At 59.8% G+C, this 19,552-nt stretch carries 14 protein-coding genes and 1 pseudogene; 10 read left to right on the top strand and 5 right to left on the bottom strand.

The features are described 5' to 3' along the window. Positions 1 to 8 precede the first annotated feature (8 nt). Positions 9 to 1,445 (bottom strand): glutamine synthetase family protein, encoded by a 1,437-nt coding sequence (locus AC1DF8_RS29185; protein WP_112541494.1) that lies wholly within the window; start codon positions 1,443 to 1,445, stop codon positions 9 to 11. A gap of 89 nt (positions 1,446 to 1,534) precedes the next feature. Between AC1DF8_RS29185 and AC1DF8_RS29180 the strand changes: the two are divergent. The 5 genes and pseudogenes from AC1DF8_RS29180 (at position 1,535) to AC1DF8_RS29160 (ending at position 9,033) form a co-directional block, all read left to right on the top strand. Next, positions 1,535 to 2,756, top strand: a pseudogene (locus tag AC1DF8_RS29180) (BaiN/RdsA family NAD(P)/FAD-dependent oxidoreductase). A gap of 166 nt (positions 2,757 to 2,922) precedes the next feature. After that, positions 2,923 to 3,066 (top strand): hypothetical protein, encoded by a 144-nt coding sequence (locus AC1DF8_RS29175; protein WP_018115099.1) that lies wholly within the window; start codon positions 2,923 to 2,925, stop codon positions 3,064 to 3,066. Positions 3,067 to 3,374: 308 nt separating this feature from the next. Further along, positions 3,375 to 5,903, top strand: a complete 2,529-nt coding sequence (locus AC1DF8_RS29170; RefSeq protein ID WP_018115098.1) for a methyl-accepting chemotaxis protein — start codon at positions 3,375 to 3,377, stop codon at positions 5,901 to 5,903. A gap of 253 nt (positions 5,904 to 6,156) precedes the next feature. Then, positions 6,157 to 8,001, top strand: coding sequence for a methyl-accepting chemotaxis protein (locus tag AC1DF8_RS29165; protein ID WP_478156037.1), 1,845 nt, complete (start codon positions 6,157 to 6,159; stop codon positions 7,999 to 8,001). 162 nt (positions 8,002 to 8,163) lie between these two features. Beyond that, positions 8,164 to 9,033 carry a LysR family transcriptional regulator gene (locus AC1DF8_RS29160; protein WP_018115095.1) on the top strand — a complete coding sequence of 290 codons (870 nt, stop codon included), beginning with the start codon at positions 8,164 to 8,166 and terminating at the stop codon, positions 9,031 to 9,033. 11 nt (positions 9,034 to 9,044) lie between these two features. On the opposite strand, the gene AC1DF8_RS29155 is transcribed toward AC1DF8_RS29160, so the two are convergent. The 3 genes from AC1DF8_RS29155 to aceA form a co-directional block, all read right to left on the bottom strand. Next, a complete protein-coding gene (locus AC1DF8_RS29155; RefSeq protein WP_478156034.1) occupies positions 9,045 to 10,145 on the bottom strand; it encodes a helix-turn-helix transcriptional regulator in 1,101 nt (366 codons plus the stop codon). A gap of 105 nt (positions 10,146 to 10,250) precedes the next feature. Further along, the gene (locus AC1DF8_RS29150; RefSeq protein ID WP_478156032.1) at positions 10,251 to 10,487 is read right to left on the bottom strand and encodes an SMc00767 family acetate metabolism repressor; all 237 of its coding nucleotides are present in this window, start codon (positions 10,485 to 10,487) and stop codon (positions 10,251 to 10,253) included. Positions 10,488 to 10,500: 13 nt separating this feature from the next. Next, on the bottom strand, positions 10,501 to 11,790 hold the full coding sequence (gene aceA / locus AC1DF8_RS29145) for an isocitrate lyase (RefSeq protein ID WP_113211406.1): 1,290 nt from the start codon (positions 11,788 to 11,790) through the stop codon (positions 10,501 to 10,503). A 180-nt stretch (positions 11,791 to 11,970) separates the two neighbouring features. Between aceA and AC1DF8_RS29140 the strand changes: the two genes are divergently transcribed. From AC1DF8_RS29140 to AC1DF8_RS29120, 5 genes are all read left to right on the top strand, one after another. Beyond that, positions 11,971 to 13,365 carry a helix-turn-helix domain-containing protein gene (locus tag AC1DF8_RS29140; protein WP_478156030.1) on the top strand — a complete coding sequence of 465 codons (1,395 nt, stop codon included), beginning with the start codon at positions 11,971 to 11,973 and terminating at the stop codon, positions 13,363 to 13,365. 127 nt (positions 13,366 to 13,492) lie between these two features. Next, positions 13,493 to 14,590: a polyamine ABC transporter substrate-binding protein gene (locus tag AC1DF8_RS29135; protein ID WP_018115090.1), complete on the top strand. Its 1,098-nt coding sequence runs from the start codon at positions 13,493 to 13,495 to the stop codon at positions 14,588 to 14,590. Positions 14,591 to 14,680: 90 nt separating this feature from the next. Next, positions 14,681 to 15,823: an ABC transporter ATP-binding protein gene (locus tag AC1DF8_RS29130; protein WP_183848018.1), complete on the top strand. Its 1,143-nt coding sequence runs from the start codon at positions 14,681 to 14,683 to the stop codon at positions 15,821 to 15,823. Between the two features lie 4 nt (positions 15,824 to 15,827). Beyond that, complete coding sequence (locus tag AC1DF8_RS29125) at positions 15,828 to 16,739, top strand: ABC transporter permease subunit (RefSeq protein WP_018115088.1); 912 nt, start codon at positions 15,828 to 15,830, stop codon at positions 16,737 to 16,739. 3 nt (positions 16,740 to 16,742) lie between these two features. Then, positions 16,743 to 17,561 (top strand): ABC transporter permease, encoded by an 819-nt coding sequence (locus tag AC1DF8_RS29120; protein ID WP_018115087.1) that lies wholly within the window; start codon positions 16,743 to 16,745, stop codon positions 17,559 to 17,561. Positions 17,562 to 17,573: 12 nt separating this feature from the next. On the opposite strand, the gene AC1DF8_RS29115 is transcribed toward AC1DF8_RS29120, so the two are convergent. Continuing rightward, entirely contained in the window at positions 17,574 to 19,472 is a 1,899-nt protein-coding gene (locus AC1DF8_RS29115; protein WP_183848020.1) for an AsmA family protein, read from the bottom strand. Positions 19,473 to 19,552 lie beyond the last annotated feature (80 nt).

Below are 19,552 nucleotides of genomic sequence, written 5' to 3'. Positions count from 1 at the left end.
GCGAAGCCTCACACGTTCAGGAGGAGGAATTCCCGCTCCCAGGGGCTGATCACCTGCATGAAGGTTTCAAACTCGCCCCGCTTCACGCCGGCATAAAGCCCGATGAACTCTGCGCCGAAGACCTCTTCGAAAGCCGGCTCGTCTTCCAGCAGTGCCACGGCTTCCAGGAGGCCGCGCGGCAGGTCGATCGAGCCTTCGTTGGCGGCATCCTCGGTCGGAGCCGTGGGCTCGATTTCCTTCATGATGCCGAGCAGACCGGAGGCAAGCGAGGCAGCTAGCGCCAGGTACGGATTGGCATCCGAGCTCGGCAGGCGGTTCTCCACGCGCCGCGCCTGCGGATCGGAGACCGGCACACGGAAGGCCGTCGTGCGGTTGTCGTAACCCCAGGCATTATTGACCGGGCAGGACATATCCGGCTGCAGGCGCCGGTAGGAATTCACGTAAGGCGCCAGCATGGCAAGCGCGCTCGGCACGTATTTCTGCATGCCGCCGATGAAGTGGAAGAATTCCTTCGAGGCTGAACCATCATTGTTCGAGAAGACGTTCTTGCCGCTCGCGATGTCGACGACAGACTGGTGGATATGCATCGCCGAACCCGGCTGGCCCTGCATCGGCTTTGCCATGAAGGTGGCATAGATATTGTGCTTCAGCGCTGCCTCGCGGATCGTGCGCTTGAAGAGAAACACCTGGTCGGCAAGTTCGATCGGATTGCCGTGACGGAGGTTGATTTCGAGCTGCGCCGGTCCCTCCTCGTGGATCAGCGTATCGATCTCGAGGCCCTGCTTCTCCGAGAAGTGGTAGATGTCGTCGATCAGTTCGTCGAACTCGTTGATGCCGGCGATCGAATAGCCCTGGCCGCCGAGAATTGAACGACCTGAACGTCCCTTGGGCGGATGCAGCGGATAGTCCGGGTCGTCATTCGTGGCGACCAGGTAGAATTCGATTTCCGGCGCTACGATCGGCTTCCAGCCGCGCTCGGCATAGAGGCTGAGAATGCGCTTCAATACGTTGCGCGGCGTGTAGGGAACTTCCTGGCCGTCGGAATTGACGATGTCGCAGATGACCTGCGCGGTCGGGTCGGTTTCCCAGGGAACCACGGACAGGGTGGAAAGGTCGGGCACGAGCTTCAGGTCGCTGTCGCGCGGCTCATAGCGGAAGCTTTCGGTCTCCTCGGGATATTCGCCCGATATCGTGTGACGGTAGATCGCCGAAGGCAGTGCGAGCGATGTGTTTGAGGTGAACTTGGAGGACGGCATCATCTTGCCGCGCGGCACGCCGGCAAGGTCCGGCGTGATGCATTCAATGTCTTCGATACCGCGTGCCCTCAGCCACTGCGCCGCTTCCTTCCAGTTCGCAACACCGCGCAGAGATCCGGGATCGGGAGGGGATTTCTTCGAGGCGGGTACGTTTCTGGCAGGCTTCAGCGTCGTCTTTTTTGGGGACATGACACACCGGTTTGCGTTGATCGTAGCGCCATCATAACCGGAGTTTGGCAATTGGCGAGGGGGGCAAAGGCGTTGACTTTCGCCCTCTGATGGAAAAAGAAGACGCGATTTCAGCAGGGAAAACGGATTGTGCGGCACAAGAGCGATGTGATCGTCATCGGGGCGGGTGCCGCGGGCATGATGTGCGCCATCCGCGCCGGACAGCGTGGTCGATCCGTCACCGTGCTGGACCACGCCCGCGCGCCGGGCGAGAAGATCCGAATTTCCGGCGGCGGCCGCTGCAACTTCACCAATATCAATGCCGGCCCGAAGAACTTCCTCTCCGCCAATCCGCATTTCTGCAAGTCGGCGCTTGCCCGTTTCACCCCGGCCGATTTCGTCGCCATGGTCGATCGTCACGGCATTGCGTGGCATGAAAAGACGCTTGGCCAGCTTTTCTGCGACAACAGCGCCAAGGACATCATCTTCATGCTTCTCGACGAGATGCGCGCAGCGGGCGCTACCTGGCATCTCGGCGTGGAAATATCGGGCGTTGAAAAGACTGAGGGCGGCTTCCGCGTCGCGACATCGGAAGGCCTGTTCGAAGCCTCCTCGCTCGTCATCGCAACCGGCGGAAAATCCATTCCGAAGATGGGAGCGACCGGCTTTTCCTATCGCATTGCCGAGCAGTTCGGCCTGGCTATTACCGAGACGCGCCCCGCCCTTGTGCCTCTGACGCTTGATTCAATGCTGCTCGAAAGCATCGCGCCGCTTTCAGGCATTTCCGCGCCAGCCGAAATCCGTCATGGCAAGACCGCCTTTCGCGAAGCCCTGCTCTTTACTCACCGTGGCCTCAGTGGTCCAGCCATCCTGCAGATTTCTTCCTACTGGCGGGAGGGCGATGCGATCACTGTCGATATCGAGCCGGATATCGATATCGCCGCGCACCTGAAAAAGGCGAAACAGGTAAACGGACGTCAGTCCGCGCAGACCGCGCTCGGCGAGATCCTGCCGAAGCGCCTCGCGCAACATATCGTCGAGCGCGAGGGCGTCACCAGCAACATGGCCGACCTCTCCGACAAGCTGCTGACCAGGCTGGCAGATGCGGCACAGAACTGGTCCTTGAAGCCTTCCGGCTCCGAAGGCTACCGCACCGCGGAAGTCACGCTCGGCGGCATCGATACGGCCGCCCTGGATTCACGCAGCCTGCAGGCGAAGGATGTTCCCGGCCTTTATTTCATTGGCGAATGTGTCGATGTGACCGGCTGGCTCGGCGGCTATAATTTCCAGTGGGCCTGGGCCTCCGGATTTGCCGCCGGTGAGACATTGTAAATGCCAATATTTGTAGGCGTGAAACCTTTTTGCCGATTCAAGACTTCTTAAGATTGCCTGCGCCATCCTGTCTCAATGGCAGGTTGGCAAAGTCGTTCCTAAATTAAGCTTTACCGACAAGCCGTTTTGTTGGATTGTTGTGTTTAGACAGAAGTGAGGTTTCGCAATGAACAGAAACACTCGACGCGCCCGCGCCATTGCAATTGCCCAGGCAAAGCCTGATACGAAGCTCGTAACTCTGCGCTATCTGATGCTCGCCGCCGGCGCAACCGCCGCCTGCATTGCAGTTCTTCTTTCCCACTTCATCTGATCTTTCCGCAGCTTGAAATGGAAATGTTCGGTGTCGCGACTGATATATCGCGATTCCGCAGCGTGCAATTTGCAACTATTGTGCGATCACGGCTAACGCGCTCTCACCGCTTATCCGAAAATTAATATCTAATCTGACACATTGTAGACGAATATTTGGGTATTTCCGGCCCCGCCGGAAATGAACTGGCAATGATTGCCGCCCGTTCCAGGGTCTTCCCAACTGTTAGTAGATCAGCTCGATATGCACCCGGCTGGCGCCAGAAGGCTGCCGGCGGGAGGAGTGGTGTATGAAAGGCACGGCGCGCCATGTTCATTGACAAGATTCTTTCTCGTTTCAAGATTCAGACAAAGGTTCTGATTTTTGTTCTGCCTTTCGTCGTCACCATATCCGCCGTCGGTCTGACCGGCCTTTATGCATCCGGTTTGCTGCAGGGCCGGATGGAGATTTCCAACAGCGTTCTCCAGTCGCTGAGTGGGTTCAAGGATCTCTACGCCTCGATGGACGACTTCCTGCAGACCACCAACGAACAAGCGCGCGACAAGCTCTATGCCGACATCAAGGCGCAGGGACAGACGCTGGACGCCACCATGGCGCAGATCGGCGACAATTCCGGCCATGATAACCTGCAGGCGGCGATCGAGGGAACCAACGGCATTTCGGATACCGTCGGCAAGCTCTGGACCCTACACGAACAGGAAATGGCTCTTCGCAAGCAGATCGATGACGCCCAGAAGGTGATGATCACCAACCGCTTCAACGTCAGCTACGATGCCAAGCAGCTGGAAGAAAATATCCGTACCGACGAAGGCAACGCGACGGCAACGCTGCGCGCTGCCGATCGTTTGCTGAAGGGCGGCGATGCGCTCGCAGCCGCCATGAATGATTTCAACAAGGCCCAGACTTCGCCTGACAAGCTGAAGGTGGTGACCGATGCGCTGCCTCAGATCATCAAGGCGCAGCGCATGATCGAAATCTCCGTCCCGCAGAACCAGAAGAGCATGACGCAGTCCATGGCGCAGACCGTTAGCGACCTGAAGGCTCAGGCGGCGGCGCCGGAGGCTGGCACGGACGACGGCGTTGCAAATCTCGGCCGTCTTGTTTCCCGCTTCCGCCAGATGTCGACTTACACTCAGCTCACCGCCACGCAGATGATGCGTGAAGCGACGACGACGTTCGTGGAGCTCGACAGCCGCATCGCCCAGACCAACTCGGTTCTGGAAGATACACGGCGCCTTGAAAGCTCCATCTATTCGCTGCAGCTCGTGCTTGCCGATTTCAATGCCAAGCCGAGCAAGGAAAATCGCGTTCGCCTGAACCAGGAAATCGCCACGCTCAACACCATGCTCAATACCCTTCAGGCCAGCGCCAAGGGCATGAATTTCGCCGGTGATATTGTCGACGCGATCACGCCCGCTCTCGCCTCGATGGATAAGGGCGCACAGAGCCTTGTCGATGTGATCAATCAGCGTACGAGCGATTACGTCGCCGCACGCCAGCAACTCGATGGTGTCTGGGGTCAGCTGACGAGCTTCGCGGAAGAGCAGAAACAGTCGGCCGGTACCGAGCGTGATCAGGCCAACAGCATCTCCGTCGGCACGACCGCACTCGGCATCCTGGTTTCCATCGTCGGCGGCATTGCGCTGGTACTGACGCTGCAGCGGCCGATCGCCCAGATCACCGCCGCCATGCGCCGCATCGCCGAAGGAGCGCTCGACACCAGCATCTCAGGTGAGAAGCGTTACGACGAAATCGGCGACATGGCCCGCGCACTCGGCATCTTCAAGGAAAATGCCATCTCCAAGATCCGCATCGAGGAGCAGAGCGACGAAGAGCGTCAGGCCGCCGAGCACGAGCGTCAGCGCAACGATGCCGAAAAGCGCGAGATGGACCGTCAGATCGAGTATGCCGTCAACGCGCTTGCCGCCGGTCTCGAGCGCATGTCGCAGGGCGATATCTCGACGACGATCGACACGCCCTTCATCGGCCGTCTCGAACAGCTCCGTCAGGATTTCAACGGCTCGATGATGCGCCTGCAGGCCACCATGAGCCAGATCCGCGACAACGTGCAGATGATCCAGGGCAACGGCAACCAGATGGCCCAGTCCTCCGAGGATCTCGCCAAGCGTACCGAGCAGCAGGCTGCATCACTGGAAGAAACCGCCGCCGCCGTCGACCAGATCACCGTCACGGTCCGCTCCTCCGCCGAACGCGCCAAGGATGCCGATCAGATCGTCCGTCAGGCCAAGCGCAGCGCCGACGACTCCGCCGTCGTCGTCAACAATGCGATCGATGCGATGGGCCGCATCGAAGACGCATCGCGCCAGATCGAGCAGATCATCGGCGTCATCGACGAGATCGCCTTCCAGACCAACCTGCTCGCACTTAATGCCGGTATCGAGGCGGCTCGCGCCGGTGAAGCCGGCAAGGGTTTTGCCGTCGTCGCCATGGAAGTGCGCGAACTTGCCCAGCGCTCTGCCGCTGCCGCGCAGGAGATCAAGGGTCTCATCAACAAATCGACGAACGAGGTCAATTCCGGTTCGCAGTTCGTACAGGAAACGGGCACGGTTCTTGCGAAGATCAGCGCCCAGATCGTCACGATCAGCCAGCACGTCGAAATGATCGCCCGCGCAAGCCACGACCAGTCGAGCGCGCTGCAGGAAGTCAACTCCACTGTCAACCAGATGGATCAGATGACCCAGCAGAACGCTGCAATGGTGGAAGAAACCACTGCAGCAAGCCGCGAGCTCGCAAACGAGGCAGACGCGTTGTTGCACCTCGTGCAGCAGTTCAAGATCGACGGCGACAGCGATATGCATATGTATCGCGCCGCCTGATCCGACATTCAGCCTGCAAGACCAACGGCCCCGGTTTCGGGGCCGTTTTTCGTTTCGAAAATCGCGCATAGATTGTGCAAAAAATCGGAAGATTGAAATTTTTCTTCCCTTCCGGCGACTTGTGTGCCCATCAAGTCATACTAAATTTGAAAAAAGCCAAGTAAAGAGCCTCCGGCACCCCTGCGTTAAGGGAAAATTTTCCCTAACGCATTCTTATGAACCCGATACCGGTTGTGTTTGTCAGGGGTTCCAGATGCCGCTCTTCTTCTCAACGTCCATCGTGCGTCAGATCGTTGCGATCACGCTGTTCCTGCTTGCGGTCAGTACTGCGGCCATTGTCGGCGTGACCTATTACAATCTCGGCACCTATGTCATGGAGAGTGCGGTCTCCGATGCGAAGGATGCGAGCCGTTCGATGGCGGTTCTTTATGGCGCAAGCGACGCTGATGTCCGCGTCGATCTGATGAACAACGCGCTGGCAGGCGTAACCGAAGACAAGATCCCGGCTTTCGGCGACTATTCACTGGTTGACCGCACGGCGCAGTCGATTGCCGGTGTCGCCACCATCTTCGAAAAACAGGGAGGCGATTACGTCCGCGTCTCCACCAATGTGAAGAAGGAAAATGGCGACCGTGCTGTCGGCACGAAGCTCGCAGCCGATCATCCGGCCCAGCCCGTGCTTGCTCAGGGCAATGCCTATTACGGGCCGGCGGACCTCTTCGGCCGCAAGTTCATGACCGGTTATTTCCCGGTCAAGAATCCCTCCGGTGCCACGATCGGCATCCTCTTCATCGGCATACCCATGGAAGTCTACTATGAGCGGATGAACCAATTGCAGATGCTGGTTCTCAGTGTCGGTGCGGTGGTGATGCTGCTCGTTGGTGTGCTCGCCTTCTATGCGATCAGTCGCTCCGTAAAGCCGATGCAGGCGCTGACATCGAGCGTGCATGCCATTTCCTCGGGCGATCTTGCCAGTGCTATTCCCTGTGTCGAAAAGAAGAACGAATTCGGTGCGATCGGCCGCGCGCTTGCTCTCTTCCGCGACAGCGCAGTCGCTCGCCAGCAACTGGAAACGCAGGCAGCCGAACAGCGGGCCCTGAACGATGCCGAACGCAGCCGCAACGATGCAGAGAAGCGCACGCTCGACGGCCAGATCGATTTTGCCGTCAATCAGCTTGCCGCGGGGCTGGGACGCCTGTCACAGGGCGATGTCTCGCAGATGATAGAAACCCCTTTCGTCGGCCGGCTCGAACAGCTTCGCATGGACTTCAACACGTCGCTCGAGCGCCTTCAGGATACGCTGACACGCATTCGCGCCAGTGCCGCTTCCATCCAGCGCAACAGCGGTTCGGTTTCGGCCTCGGCGGACGAACTCTCCAAACGCACGGAATCGCAGGCCGCAAGCCTTGAAGAGACGGCCGCTGCCGTCGAAGAGATCACCGTCACGGTCCGCTCATCGGCCGAACGCGCCCATGAGGCAAACAATGTGGTTGCCGCGACCAAACGGACGGCCGACAGTTCCGGTGCTGTCGTGAGCGACGCGGTCGCTGCCATGGGCCGCATCGAAGATGCCTCGCAGCGCATCGAACAGATCATCGTCGTTATCGACGACATCGCCTTCCAGACCAACCTACTGGCCTTGAACGCCGGCGTCGAGGCAGCGCGTGCCGGTGAGGCAGGCAAGGGCTTTGCCGTCGTCGCGCAGGAAGTGCGTGAACTTGCCCAGCGCTCGGCCAATGCCGCCAAGGAGATCAAGACGCTGATCGACCAGTCGACCCGCGAGGTGAATGCAGGTTCGGAACTGGTGCAGAAGACCGGCAGCGTGCTCGCCTCGATCAGCCACGAGATCATCGCAATCAGCGGTCATGTCGAGACTATCGCCACGGCAAGCCGCGACCAGTCCGCCGCTCTTCAGGACGTCAACAGTTCCGTCAATGCGATGGACCAGATGACGCAGAAGAATGCCTCGATGGTTGCCGAAGCCACGCAGGCGAGCCGCCAGCTGGCGGAAGAGGCCGACATGCTGATGGCGCTGATCGAGCAGTTCCGGCTGGCCGAGGGCGCTGCCGCTCATGGCCGTGTGAGACAGGCGGCCTGACGCCCACATTCGGCTTTGCCGGGCCGCACCTTCGTGCGACCGGCGGCCTCCGCCGGCAGCGTCAGCCAGGCTGCAAATCGCACCAGGGTTTGTGGACATCAACTGATCTACACATCAAAATTCGCTTCTTAAACAGGCGAAATCCCATTATGTTTTTCACTCATGAAAAACAGTAACTGGGATTCCTATCAGCTCTTCCTGCACGTCGCCCGTACTGGCGGCCTGACGGGCGCAAGCGTCGCCACTGCTTTGAGCCCGGCAACGATCGGCCGGCGTATGCTCGATCTGGAGCAGGAGCTCGGGCGCGCACTCTTTCACCGCAGCCAGACAGGCTACCGCCTGACATCAGATGGCCAGATCCTGGTCGATCATCTGCAGGAGATGGAGGCCGCCGCTCGCAAGGTCGACGCATGGCGGCAATCGTCTGAGGGCGGGGGCACCGTCAGGATCACGGCCGGTACATGGATCTCCTGGCTGCTGACGGAGAATTTTTCGGCAATCCGCATGCCGGCGGACGCGTTCGGCATCTCGCTGACCATCGGCGAAGCGAGGGCGAACCTGAATTACCGGGAAAGCGATATCGGCATCCGCGCCTTCGAGCCCGACGAAAGCAATCTCGCTGCCCGCCTGCTCGGGGAAGTCGCCTATGCGGTCTATGTGAGGCGCAATGCCAGCCGGGACGATGCCAGATGGATTGCAGTCGGCGCGGAGGATGCAATCTCCTCCTACCTGCGCTGGCCCTATCAGAATGCAGGATCGGCCATCGTCGCGACCGTCAACCGTCCGCGTTCCCTGCCGGATCTGGTGCGTGCGGGGGCGGGCAAGGCGGTATTGCCCTGTTTCGTCGGCGATCTCGATCCCGAACTGGAACGGTGCGGCGGTGAACTGCCGGAACTGCGTCATCGCCAATGGATCGTCATGAATGCCGAGGATCGTCACCGCCCGGAAATCCGGACGGTCGCCGACCGTATGACGAAGCTTTTGAAAAGCTACACCGACCTCTTCGCCGGCAAGCGCGCCAGCCGCAGCTAGCCGGAATTGCGCTACGGCATCAGCCTCCGCACGAGCCCCACCTGGCTGTTCACCCCGAGCTTCGAATAGATGTTCTTGAGATGCGAGCGCGCCGTCTCGTAGCTGACATCGTTCGTCCGTGCGACCTCGCGCAGCGACAGGCCCGCCGCGATGCCGGCTGCGATCCGCATTTCGGCTGCCGTCAGCTGATCGATGCGCGGCAGGGCGTCGTTGAGATCGGGCCGCAGTGGCACGCTCATCCGCTCGATGATCATTGCCACCGTCGGTCCTTCGAGAAATTGGGTGATGAAATCCGATTGCATCTTCACCAGCGTGCATTTGAAGCTGGAATTCTTCATCCTGATCAGCGTGCTCGCCGGCGAAGCTGCCTGCAAGCGGTGGCGCAGCAGCACCGACAGACGGGAAGCGAGCTCGCCGTCATTGATCATGATCCGCCCGGTCGAGGTGACGCCGATCGCCTCGCCCTCTGCGATCATCCTCTCAGCCGCACTGTTGATGGAGCGGATATTCTGATCCTCGCCGATATAGACGATGCCGACGCCGATCGCATCGAAGAGCGCCAATCCGTTTTCATTATTATGAGGGTCGCGGTGCTCACGGCGAATGAAATCGAAGGTTCGGCGCAGATGCGGCGCCAGGTCGCTGAGCAGTTCGGCATTGCTGCGATTGAAATCCGGATCGGAAGACGAGGTCAGCGTCGAAAGATTGAAGGAGCGTCCGCGTTCACGCATGATCGTCACGCCGACACTGCTTTCGCAGCCGATCCAGCGAAGGTAATCGCTGTAGAATTCCGTCTTGAGGAGCTGCTCGCGCGGCAGCATCTGGTCGGCGATCACGCCAAGGCCGATCGGCCGGGTGGCGGCGCGCGGCATCCAGGGATTGATGGCAGCGTAGTAGCGGTTATAGGCCTCGCTTTCCTTTTCCGCGAGACCGGAGGAAAGCGAGAGGCCGCCGGTGCGCGCGATGGCATCGTGGAAAAACAACGTCGACTTGGCATCCGGCATCGTCGCGGCCAAGGCATCGAGAAAGGCTTGCCACGACGTCTCGCCGAAGAGCGCGCCATAGATCAGATCGGTCAGAACTTCGAGTTTTGCGTGCGGCGAACCGGGCATATGCAGTTCCGTTCGAAGATATGCTCAATTATGCCGCGACTCCGTTCTGCTGACAATTGCGTCAAATAGCGTAGGTCCGGTGGTCTGTGTCACCGGACCTTAAGCCTAATTTCTGTTGGCGACGATGACGGGGATCAGCAGATCTCCCCAGTTTCCGTCACCGCCATGATGCCGGGCGGAGCGCACCAGCTCCACCGAAACACCGGACTCGACCGCCTTCATCACCGATAGATTCAGCCTGTGCAGATCGTTGGCGAGCATACGGATCACCGTTTGCTGATCGTCCGTCATGCTGCTTGCCTGCTCTTCCGTCCGTTCGCGGACGCGCGCAATGGATGCCATGTCGTTTCCTCCTCTACTCGGCAGCCGGTTTGAACTGGGCGTGTTCGGTTGATTCTCCCATGGCCGTCGTCGAGGCGCGGCCACCGGATATCGCCAGCGACACGGCGTCGAAATAGCCGGTGCCGACTTCACGCTGATGTTTGGTGGCGGTATAGCCGCGTGGCTCCGCTGCGAATTCCGCCTGCTGCAGTTCGCAATAGGCCTCCATCTGCCGCTCGCGATAGCCGCTGGCGAGCTCATACATGCCGTAGTTCAGCTGGTGGAACCCGGCGAGCGTGATGAACTGGAACTTGTAGCCCATGGCCCCGAGTTCGCGCTGGAACCTGGCGATCGTCGCATCGTCGAGATTTTTCTTCCAGTTGAAGGACGGCGAGCAATTGTAGGCAAGCAGCTTGCCGGGATGCACCTTGTGTACGCCTTCGGCAAAGCGGCGCGCCTGCTCCAGATCTGGCTTCGACGTTTCACACCAGATGAGGTCGCAATGCGGTGCATAGGCGACGGCACGCGCGATGCAGGGTTCCAGCCCATTGCGCACCTGATAGAAACCCTCGACCGTTCGCCCGGCATCATAATCGACGAAAGGCTGGTCGCGCTCGTCGATATCTGAGGTCAGAAGCTTGGCGGCTTCTGCGTCGGTGCGGGCGATGACGAGCGTCGGCACACCCATGACATCGGCCGCAAGCCGCGCCGCGTCGAGATTGCGGATATGGGCGGCGGTCGGGATCAGGACCTTTCCGCCGAGATGGCCGCATTTCTTTTCCGAGGCAAGCTGATCCTCGAAATGAACACCGGCTGCTCCCGCCTCGATATAGGCTTTCATGATCTCGAAAGCGTTGAGCGGCCCACCGAAACCGGCTTCGGCATCGGCGACGATCGGTGCAAACCACGTTTCGACCGAAAGCCCGTCGCCTTCGGATGTCTCGATCTGGTCGGCGCGCTGGAGCGTGCGGTTGATGCGTTTGGCAAGCTCCGGCCCGGCATTGGCGGGGTAGAGCGATTGATCCGGATACATCGACGAGGCGGTATTGGCGTCGGCGGCGACCTGCCAGCCGGAAAGATAGATCGCTTTCAGCCCGGCGCGCACCATCTGCATGGCCTGGTTGCCGGAAAGCGCGCCAAGCGCGTTGACGAAGTCCTCCTCATGCAGAAGTAGCCACAGACGCTGAGCTCCCATTTCGGCCAGCGTGTAGCGGAGTGCCACCGAGCCGCGCAGGCGTTCGACATCGGAAACGGAATAGGGCCGCTCGATACCGGCAAAACGTCCCTCGGGGGCATTACGGATGAGTTTGTAAAAATCTGTCATGCCAATCTCCTCTTTGGCTTTCAATGCTTGAGCGCTGATGACAGATTTTACAGAAACGAACAAAATGGCCAGAAAAACCTTTGATTTCAGACGAGGAAAGAGGTTAGAATGAGAAGGATTTACAGGATGAATTTGTAACTTTGTAAAAGATTGTAAATTGCGGCATGTAAAGGATGTGACATGGCGGAGCGGAAGATATTTGCGGGACCGAAAGTCAGGCGCATCCGCAATGCGCTGGCACTGACGCAGACGGCCATGGCCGAGGCGCTGGAAATCTCCCCCTCCTACCTGAATCTGATCGAACGCAATCAGCGCCCATTGACGGTGCAACTGCTGCTCAAGCTCTCTTCCGTCTACCGCATCGATCTTGAGGAATTACAGGGCGAAACCGCCGGCGGTCTTGGCCAGTTGAAGGAAGTGTTCGCCGATCCGTTGCTGTCGGGTGAACTGCCGGGTGAGCAGGAGCTTGTCGAAGTGGCTGATGCCGCGCCCAATGCGGCTGGCGGTATGATCAAGCTCTACCGGGCCTATCGCGAGCAGACTGCCCGGCTTTCCGATTTGACGGCCTTGATGGCGGGCGAAGGCCCTGCGCCCGTCGCCTCCGGCCGCCTGCCTCTGGATGAAGTCAGGGAAGTGCTGGAGCGCCGCCCCGCCTATTTCGGCGAGATAGACGCGGCGGCGGAAGGCTTTGCCAACGGACTCGCCGGTGGCCCCGGTCTGAAGGATTGGCTGAAGAGCGAACGGGGGATCAGCGTCCGGATTCTGCCTGTCCATGTCATGCCGGACCTGCGCCGGCGTTTCGATCGTCACTCGATGCGTCTTTTTCTGTCCGAGCGTCTATCGGGGGCGGACCAGGCGCAGGAAATAGCCATCGAAGTCGCAAGGCTCGCGCTAAGATCTCAAATCGAAGCCGCGCTTGACGAATTGCCGTTGTCATCCGACGAGGCGCGGCGCATTGCCCGTTTCGAGCTGACGCGGACTGCGGCGCTCGCGCTACTGATGCCCTACGGGGCCTTTCTTCTTGCCGCCCAGAATACCCGATACGACATCGATCTCATCCGCGCCCGTTTCGCTGTCTCCTTCGGCCAGGCCGCCTCGCGCCTCGCCATGCTGCAGCGTCCCGGATCTGCCGGCATTCCCTTCTTCCTGATGGAAACCGATGCTGCGGGCCATGTCATTCGCAGAACGGGCGCCCAGGGTTTTCCGCAGGCCCGCTTTGGCGGCAACTGTCCGAAGCTCAATGTCCACACCGCCTTTCTTGAGCCGGGCAGGGTGTTGTCCGAGACGGTCACCATGCCTGACGGGTCGGCTTTCCTGACGATCGCGCGCACGCTCGAAGGGCCGGTTGTGGAGTACGGCGAACGGGCGCGGCGCACGGCTCTGCTGATCGGCTGCGATGCCGCCCTGCGCGACAGTCTGGTCTATGGCAGAAGCGATGCTCTATCGGTCGCGGTCGGCCCCGCCTGCCGTCTTTGTGAAAGGCGCGGATGCCTTTTCCGGGCCGAGCCGCCACTGACACGTCCACTCGCTCTGGACGAGACCTCTGCCGGTCTCGGAAGCTTCGATTTCCAGTGATTGTGAAATCATTGACGCCGCAGGATTTTGAGCTTGTAGGCGTAGAAATTCCTTTCTAGTCTGCAGCCAAACCAGAGGGAATAAGAGGTGTCCGGGGGCGCGATACCTTTAAAAAACAGGAGATATCATGAGGTCAAGAATAACTAACCTGACGGCAGTTGCCGTTGTCGCTCTTCTTGCCGCTGCGCCGGCCTTCGCCCAGGAGCGTGTCGTCAACGTCTACAACTGGTCCGATTATATCGACAGCTCGATCCTCGAAGACTTCACCAAGGAAACCGGTATCAAGGTCGTCTACGACACCTTCGATTCCAACGAGACGCTGGAAACCAAGCTCCTGGCCGGCGGCACCGGTTATGATGTCGTCGTTCCCACAGTTTCCTTCATGCAGCGCCAGATCGCTGCCGGCGTTTACCAGAAACTCGACAAGTCGAAACTGCCGAACCTGTCGAACATGTGGGACGTCGTGACGAAGGGCGTCGCCACCTTCGATCCGGGCAATGAATATTCCGTCGACTATATGTGGGGCACGACCGGCATCGGCTATAACGTCGACAAGGTAAAGGCCGCACTCGGCACGGACGAAAAGCCGAACTGGGATGCGCTGTTCGATCCGGCAAAGGCCGCCAAGCTCAAGGATTGCGGCATCTACATGCTGGACTCTCCGACAGACGTCATTCCGTCCGTTCTGGCCTATCTCGGCCTCGATCCGAACAGCAAGAAGCAGGAGGACCTGAACAAGGCGCAGGAGGCCCTGCTCGCCGTTCGTCCCTTCGTTCGCAAGTTCCACTCGTCTGAATATATCAGCGCGCTCGCCAACGGCGATATTTGCATTGCGCTCGGCTTTTCGGGCGACGTCTTCCAGGCGCGGGATCGCGCAGCCGAGGCAAAGGCCGGCGTGAATGTCGACTATTCGGTTCCGAACCAGGGTGCGCAGATTTTCTTCGATGTCTTCGGCATTCCGAAGGATGCGCCGCATGTCGAAGAGGCGCATGAATTCATCAACTACATGATGAAGCCCGAAGTCGCCGCCAAGGCATCCAACTTCGTCTTCTACGCAAACGGCAACAAGGCCTCGCAGCAGTTCCTCGACAAGGAAGTGATCGACGATACGGCGATCTATCCGACGCCGGAGATCATGGCCAAGCTCTTCACGGTGCCGCCGCTCGATCCCAAAACGCAGCGACTGGTGACACGAATCTGGACCAAGGTCGTCACCGGCCAGTAACGAGATTTCGGCCCGGACGGAAACGTCCGGGCCTTTCCATTCCCGGCCCGGGTCGAGGCCGGCTGAAACCTTGTATTTTCGGGGAATAATATGAAGTCTCTTGGCAATATTCGCCGCGCATTCGCACCCTGGTCCGATCCATCAGCAAAACCGTTCATTGCCTTCAGGAATGTCGCCAAGCGCTTCGGCGATTTTACCGCCGTCAACGATCTGTCGCTGAATATCTATCACCGCGAGTTCTTCGCGCTGCTCGGCGCCTCCGGCTGCGGCAAGTCTACACTTCTGCGCATGCTGGCCGGTTTCGAACAGCCGACATCGGGCGAGATCATTCTCGATGGCACCGATCTTTCGGGTACGCCGCCCTACAAGCGGCCGGTCAATATGATGTTCCAGTCCTACGCTCTTTTCCCGCACATGACGGTCGAGAAGAACATCGCCTTCGGGCTCAAGCAGGACGGCATGCCGAAGGACGAAATGGCCGAGCGTGTCTCGCAGATGCTGAAGCTCGTGAAGCTCGAGCAGTTCGCTTCCCGCAAGCCCAACCAGCTTTCCGGCGGCCAGCGCCAGCGCGTCGCCCTTGCCCGTTCTCTTGCCAAGCGCCCGAAGGTGTTGCTGCTCGATGAACCGCTTGGCGCGCTCGACAAGAAGCTGCGCGAGGAAACCCAGTTCGAACTGATGGACCTGCAGCAGAGCCTCGGCCTGACCTTCGTTGTCGTCACCCACGACCAGGAAGAAGCCATGACAATGGCCGACCGCATTGCCGTCATGAGCCATGGCAAGGTCGTGCAGGTTGCCACGCCGGCGGAAATCTACGAAGCGCCGAACTGCCGCTTCGTTGCGGATTTCATCGGCGACGTAAACATTTTCGACGGCAAGGTGACCACGACCGCAAACGGTGCTGTCGAGATTGCCGTCGACAGCGGCTTCACGGTCCGCACTGCCTCGACCGATGCGCCTGCCATCGGTGCCGCGCTCGGCTTCGCGATCCGCCCGGAAAAGCTCCGCGTCACGCGCACGGCGCCCGCCAATGCCTCGATCAATGCCGCCAAGGGCGAGCTCTGGGACATCGGTTATCTCGGCGACATGACGGTCTTCCACGTCAGATTGTCGAACGGCAATGTCGTCAAGGCCTCCTCTCTCAACGCACAGCGCTCCGTCGATGACCCCTTCACCTACGATCAGGAAGTCTGGGTCTCCTTCGATGAGGACGGCGGCGTGCTGCTGAAGGATTGAGACCATGGGAACGCTGGCCGCACGCTTCTACAACCGCCTCGTCATCATCATTCCCTATGCTTGGCTGCTCCTCTTCTTTTTGGCGCCGTTCTTCATCGTGTTCCGCATTTCGCTGTCGGCGACGGCGATCGCCATGCCGCCCTATGAGCCGGTCTTCGCGCTCGCTGATGGCTGGGCCGGTTTCTGGGACAAGATTTCGACCTTCTCGCTCGACAATTACGGCTACCTGACGGACGATCCGCTCTATTTCAACGCCTATATCTCGAGCGTCGTCATCGCCGGCATCTCCACCTTGCTGACGCTTCTGATCGCCTATCCGATCGCCTATGGCATGGCGCAGGCGCCTCGCAACGTGCGCCCGACGCTCTTGATGCTGGTGATCCTTCCCTTCTGGACGAGCTTCCTGATCCGCGTTTATGCCTGGATTGCCATCCTGAAGCCGGAGGGGCTGCTGAACCAGCTTCTGTTGTCGCTGCATCTCATCGACAACCCGCTGATCGTCCTCAACACCAATACCGCCGTCTATATCGGCATCGTCTATTCCTATCTGCCCTTCATGGTGCTGCCGCTCTATTCGGCGCTGGAAAAGATGGACGGCACGCTGATCGAGGCGGCGCAGGATCTCGGCTGCACGCCGATCCGGGCCTTCTGGCGCGTCACCTTTCCGCTGTCGATCCCCGGCGTCATTGCCGGCTGCATGCTGGTCTTCATTCCGGCCGTCGGCGAATTCGTTATCCCGGATCTGCTTGGCGGCTCGCAGACGCTGATGATCGGCAAGACGATCTGGAACGAGTTCAATTCCAATCGCGATTGGCCCGTTTCCTCGGCCGTGGCGACGATCCTGCTTCTCATTCTCGTGATCCCGATCGTCTTCTTCCAGAACGTGCAGGCGAAAGCCGATGAGGCAGGGAGATAAGCCGTGCTCAGATGGACCCGTTTCAACATCATCTCCGTCGTGCTCGGCTTTGCCTTTCTCTACCTGCCGATCGCGCTTCTGGTGATCTTCTCCTTCAATGAATCGAAGCTCGTCACCGTCTGGGGCGGCTTCTCGACCAAGTGGTATGTCTCGCTACTCTCCAATCAGGCCCTGCTCGATGCTGCCTGGGTGACGATCCGTGTCGGCCTGCTGTCGGCCACATTCGCGACGATCCTCGGCACGATGGCGGCGATCACCCTGGTTCGTTTCACGCGCTTCCGCGGCCGCATCCTTTTTTCAGGGCTGGTCTACGCGCCCCTCGTCATGCCGGAAGTCATCACCGGCCTGTCGCTGCTGCTGCTCTTCGTCGCGATCGGCTTTGACCGCGGCTTCTGGACCATTACGCTGGCGCATACGACACTGACCATGTGCTTCGTCGCCGTCGTCGTGCAGTCGCGGCTTCTGAGCTTCGACCAGTCGATCGAGGAAGCGGCCCAGGATCTCGGTGCACCGCCGGTGCGCACCTTTTTCGAAATCACGCTGCCGATCATATCGCCGGCAGTTTTTTCAGGCTGGATCCTGGCTTTCACCCTGTCGCTGGACGATCTGGTGATTGCAAGCTTCACGTCCGGGCCGGGCGCGACCACGCTGCCGATGAAGATCTACAGCCAGGTACGCCTCGGCGTGACGCCGGAGATCAACGCGGTCTGCACCATCCTGATCGCGATCGTAGCGGTCGGCGTCATCTGTGCATCCGTCGTCACCAAGCGTCGCGAGGTTCAGCGCGAGCGCGATGAGAGGGCTGCGGCGGCGACTGCTTAAAGCTGAATTGCGTTAGGGCTGGGTTTTCGTCGGTGTGTTGAACAGCGGCACCGGCGAAATGACCGGGTTTGGCCACGAGCCGCCGATGAAGAAGGGTAGCAGCGGCAGATCGGCCACTTTGGCCGGGTCGGTCGCTTCCAGTGAGCCGGAGAGCGCAAGTCCGTTGGACTCATAAGTGATGAGACCCGACAGCGTCAGCGATTGATCCAAACCGGCAAAACGCGCGTCGTGGATTTCTGCTGTGCCGTTGGTGAAGTCGGCCTGGAGATCGAGCTTGTTGAAGGCGAAAGACCCGTTTGAGGCAGAGCTGAGGGCGAAGAAAGGCTTCTGCGCAGCCTGAGTACGAAATGCTGTAATATCCACGCCGGGAATGGATCCTGCTCCCGCCGAGAATTTCAGCTTGCCGGTGACATCGGCAAGTCCCGTCGTCCAGATCGCTTTCGGGGTCTGCAGTGAAAGGTCGAGAGAGCCGGTCGCATGTGGTAGCGGCCCCTTGAGCTGCAATTTTTCGGCAAGAGCATTGAAATCCGCATTGCGGATCGAAAGCTGCAATTTGCCGCCACCGTCGAAATCGCGGCGGGTCGCCTCCAGATGGGCAGTCATTTCGCCGCCCTCGAACTGGCTGTCGCCGATATCGAATTTCGCTTCCTCGCCGGCGACGATCACGCTGGCCCCGACATCCGCGAGCGAAAAGATCCCCATCTGCGCCTGTCGCGCGGAAAGCCGGACGTCCAGATCGAGAAGTTGCAGCGGTCCGAGAGGGCTCGGTAGCAGCATGTCGCCCAGGCCGCCGGCCGCAAGTCTGAGCGCGAAGGCATCGAGGAACGGCTTGAGGTTCATCTGATCGAAGGCAAGCGTCCCACCAATCTTCGGCCGCTTACCAGGTGCAACGGTCAGATCCATCACTCCGGTGGCGCTTGCATCGTTCAGCGTCATGCTGACATTGTTGAAGCGGAAACCGTTGGATACCGACGCCACGTCCGAGGTCACCGATGCGCTCTTGAGCGACTCGATGCCGGGGATCGACCGGCCCGACCATTGCAAGAGGGCCGGCACGTCCGGAAAGCTGGCGTTGATATTGCCTGAGACCGACGAGAGGCTCACCATGCTGCCGACGCCCTGGAAGCGCGCGGTCATCAGGTTCGAAGCGATCGAGGCCTTCATCTCTGCATTCTTGCCGGCAAAGACGAGCAGTGGCGCAGCCGAGGAAAAATCGACCTTCAGGTCCTGACCGTTGAGCCGTGCAATAAGGACGGCCGAAATCGCTCTCGACAGCTTCGGCCAGGCGATATCGGCTGCGACGTCGTCGAAGCGGTAGACATTGCCCGTCTGTGTGTCGGTCAAGGTCAGCATGCCGTCCTCGACCGTCACGGCGCCGATATCGGCGTCGAGCTTCGGATCAAGAACCTCGGTGCCGCTTTCGTCCCGCACCCCACCGATGGCCCGCGCCAGAAGGCCGGCGTAACTCCAGTCGATCAGACCGTTTTCATCACGCGTCAGCGCGAGGCTGGGCCGCAGAAGGTGAAATTGGTGGAAGCGTGTTCGGCCGCGCAGCGCATCGATAAGGCTGAAATCGGCTGAAAGGCTTTCGATGCGGCCGAGCAGCTTGTCGCCGCTTTCACGCGGTTGCCGGATGGTGACGTCATTTAGCGTGATGCGCGGCGTCGGCCAGAATTCGAGAACCGGATTGCCCTTGATCTCGGCGTGATAGCCCGTCCATTTCGACAGGGCGTCCTCGATGCCGGAGCGCACGAAGCCGGTGGAAATAAGATAGGGCGCGGCGATCCTGAGCGCGAGGAAGAAGGCAAGGCCGGCTAGCAATACGATGGTGGAGACACGGGCAAAGGCCGGCAGCCAGCGCGAGGCGGGGCCAATCCTTTTTCGCCATCTGCCTTCTCTTGACGTACCCATGAGCTCCGCCGGAATTTCAGTCGGTTACCGGTTATTTTCTGATTTTGCCGGATATATGAAATACCGGGCATATGCAAATC

The organism is Rhizobium sp. 05N49, assembly GCF_056396805.1.
This window is presented reverse-complemented; position numbering and strand designations above follow the sequence as displayed.

Bases quoted from the DNA above. Each gene is read 5' to 3' on its own strand.
- AC1DF8_RS29185 (WP_112541494.1), bottom strand. From the start codon at position 1,445: ATGTCCCCAAAAAAGACGACGCTGAAGCCTGCCAGAAACGTACCCGCC.
- AC1DF8_RS29175 (WP_018115099.1), top strand. From the start codon at position 2,923: ATGAACAGAAACACTCGACGCGCCCGCGCCATTGCAATTGCCCAGGCA.
- AC1DF8_RS29170 (WP_018115098.1), top strand. From the start codon at position 3,375: ATGTTCATTGACAAGATTCTTTCTCGTTTCAAGATTCAGACAAAGGTT.
- AC1DF8_RS29165 (WP_478156037.1), top strand. From the start codon at position 6,157: ATGCCGCTCTTCTTCTCAACGTCCATCGTGCGTCAGATCGTTGCGATC.
- AC1DF8_RS29160 (WP_018115095.1), top strand. From the start codon at position 8,164: ATGAAAAACAGTAACTGGGATTCCTATCAGCTCTTCCTGCACGTCGCC.
- AC1DF8_RS29155 (WP_478156034.1), bottom strand. From the start codon at position 10,145: ATGCCCGGTTCGCCGCACGCAAAACTCGAAGTTCTGACCGATCTGATC.
- AC1DF8_RS29150 (WP_478156032.1), bottom strand. From the start codon at position 10,487: ATGGCATCCATTGCGCGCGTCCGCGAACGGACGGAAGAGCAGGCAAGC.
- aceA (WP_113211406.1), bottom strand. From the start codon at position 11,790: ATGACAGATTTTTACAAACTCATCCGTAATGCCCCCGAGGGACGTTTT.
- AC1DF8_RS29140 (WP_478156030.1), top strand. From the start codon at position 11,971: ATGGCGGAGCGGAAGATATTTGCGGGACCGAAAGTCAGGCGCATCCGC.
- AC1DF8_RS29135 (WP_018115090.1), top strand. From the start codon at position 13,493: ATGAGGTCAAGAATAACTAACCTGACGGCAGTTGCCGTTGTCGCTCTT.
- AC1DF8_RS29130 (WP_183848018.1), top strand. From the start codon at position 14,681: ATGAAGTCTCTTGGCAATATTCGCCGCGCATTCGCACCCTGGTCCGAT.
- AC1DF8_RS29125 (WP_018115088.1), top strand. From the start codon at position 15,828: ATGGGAACGCTGGCCGCACGCTTCTACAACCGCCTCGTCATCATCATT.
- AC1DF8_RS29115 (WP_183848020.1), bottom strand. From the start codon at position 19,472: ATGGGTACGTCAAGAGAAGGCAGATGGCGAAAAAGGATTGGCCCCGCC.